This window comes from Lachnotalea glycerini (assembly GCF_003201285.1).
GTDB lineage: Bacteria > Bacillota > Clostridia > Lachnospirales > Lachnospiraceae > Lachnotalea > Lachnotalea glycerini.
Genome location: NZ_QICS01000033.1, coordinates 1 through 2,206 on the forward strand (window position 1 = coordinate 1; position 2,206 = coordinate 2,206).

Genomic DNA, 2,206 nt, shown 5'->3' on the forward strand with positions numbered 1-2,206 from the left:
ATACCTCACTCTCTACCTGAACTTCTCCCGGAAAATGTAGGTAATCTGAGATTCCTGCCGTTGTTTTGACTGTTTTTGTGGGTTCACTTTTGATGTGAATCTCTCCCGGCATTGATACAATATCCCCGATTCCCGCTGTTGCTTTTATCGTGTTTGGTGACAAATCACTTCTGCTAGATGAATTTGATCCATAGCTTGCGTATTCATGATAACTGTGTCCACTCGGGTCAACGTAATTAACCGGATTATTACCCGTATACGTATACAGATTCTGTGTCAGCGGATCTTCCAAGCTTCCTGTATCGGTGTCCTGTGTCAGAAATCCTCCGATACTGCTATTATAATACCTTGCTCGTAGATATTGCAATCCGGTATTGGTATCCACTGCTTCTGCATTGTACCCATAAGGGCTGTCGGTTTCTCCACTTACCTGTGCCACTCCGTAGGCATCGTACTGATATATGTCAAAGTAATTCACTTACAATGTATTGTTTCTGTTGCATTACACCGAATCAAATCCATCAGTTTATTAATACTCTTTCGAACACTTTTGGGTGATTGATAACGGTTTTCAGATTTCTTTCTCTCTTTTATCTCGCCAGTTTCTTTATCAATGTATTTGTCTTTTGAGATATTCTGTATCGGACACTTTTTGTTAACTCCAGCAAAAAACTGGACTTCTAAGATATTTCCTTTTGTTTTAAGTTTTACTTCGGTATTCTTGTGGAGTTTAATTGATTCTGAGTTCACTCTTTTAATTTTCATAATAAAACGCACCTATCGCAACTAATTTTTTTGTTACGAAAAGTGCGTTTATATTAGATTATTGGAACTACACCTAAAAATCCTAATGTATACCCAAGACAGAATTTTTTGCATAAGTCTATTAATTCATATCATGTATGACATCACTTCGTGAGAGACATGATACTGAATTAATAGACAAGGATTTACCAAGTTGGAAGTCCTAAAGTATAACTATAATTAAAATAATAAAAGCTATTAGTAATTTAATATTCCATGCTAATTTCACCTTGCAAAAATTACTTTCTTTTATTAATTCTAGGACAGCTTTATAGAAGAATCATTCACAAATATTGAATAAATCTCTAAATAAAGCGTTCTCAACCGTTAACTGTGAACCAAATATATTATTGTCTGGTAATTCAATTTCACAAACTACTTCATCCAACTCCGATAATAGAATTTTATTAAATCCATTATCCTGTAATATTTTGCTAACCAAGTCCTCTAATTCTTTTTGAGTTTGTGTATATGCCTGATCCCCAAATCCATCTAATACTGGAGTCATTCTATTTGGATCTGGATTATTTATGCAAAATTCATGTTCAAAAGAGTACAGATTTGCTACTTTGCTTATTTTTAATAATGTAACATATTCAATTTCTAGTTCACCTTCTCCAAATAAATCATAATAAAAATAAATTTCTAAGGAAGGATTTATACCCTCCTCAAAATACTCTATATTTCTACAATATGACTGAGCACTTACAATTAGAGATGATATAAACGTTAACTTGCATTTACTCTTATTAAGAAAATACTCATAATTCTTATTTTTATAAATCATATCAATACACTTTTTTAAATTTTCTTTCATTAAAGCATTCTCCATTCTTTTTTATTTCACATAAATATCATGTCCTCCTGATGAATCAGCTGACTTAGTACTGTTAAAATCAAAATCTACTTCACCAATATGTTTACCCCTTTTATTTAGGTGTTCAAATCTTCCATGTTGAGAATCCACAGCATAATATTCACCTGTTTTGGGGTCTTTATATATATCTCTTCCATTCCTTTTTGACAATTTGGAATCTTTTACTAGATTTTTCTCTTTAGCAACTTTTGATGCTTTCTCTTTTACAGCAGCTACTCTTTCGTTAGGTGACATTTTACTTATTCTTTTTTCAAACTCTCCTACAGTCTCAGAGCCTCCCTTACTCACATCGGTATTCTCCGCCGCCTCTTGTGCTTTCTTAATATCTCCGGCTAAGTTATCCGTAGCCGTCATACTAATTGATATACCATATGCCATTTCTGCTATTCCGGTTATCAAAACATCTGTGCTGATTGCAATAGTAGGTATTCCTGCCGCTGCTCCCGCACCGCTCATTGATATGACCGCTCCAAAGATATCTCCAATACCACCTGCCACTGTTTCTGCCGTTCCTGCCACCGTCAA

4 protein-coding genes are annotated in these 2,206 nt (G+C 34.3%); all 4 read right to left on the reverse strand.

Annotation, left to right across the window (positions count from 1 at the left end; all coding sequences use genetic code 11):
• On the reverse strand, positions 1-439 hold a 439-nt coding region (locus tag C8E03_RS21575; protein WP_242993690.1), incomplete at its 3' end, for an RHS repeat-associated core domain-containing protein.
• Between the two features lie 35 nt (positions 440-474).
• On the reverse strand, positions 475-765 hold the full coding sequence (locus C8E03_RS21580) for a hypothetical protein (RefSeq protein ID WP_110292090.1): 291 nt from the start codon (positions 763-765) through the stop codon (positions 475-477).
• A gap of 319 nt (positions 766-1,084) precedes the next feature.
• Complete coding sequence (locus C8E03_RS21585) at positions 1,085-1,621, reverse strand: hypothetical protein (RefSeq protein ID WP_146212352.1); 537 nt, start codon at positions 1,619-1,621, stop codon at positions 1,085-1,087.
• Between the two features lie 21 nt (positions 1,622-1,642).
• On the reverse strand, positions 1,643-2,206 hold a 564-nt coding region (locus tag C8E03_RS21590; protein WP_207657826.1), incomplete at its 5' end, for a colicin E3/pyocin S6 family cytotoxin.

What these genes read in the sequence shown, in the direction of transcription:
- C8E03_RS21580 (WP_110292090.1), bottom strand. Translation starts at nt 765, where the DNA reads ATGAAAATTAAAAGAGTGAACTCAGAATCAATTAAACTCCACAAGAAT.
- C8E03_RS21585 (WP_146212352.1), bottom strand. Translation starts at nt 1,621, where the DNA reads ATGAAAGAAAATTTAAAAAAGTGTATTGATATGATTTATAAAAATAAG.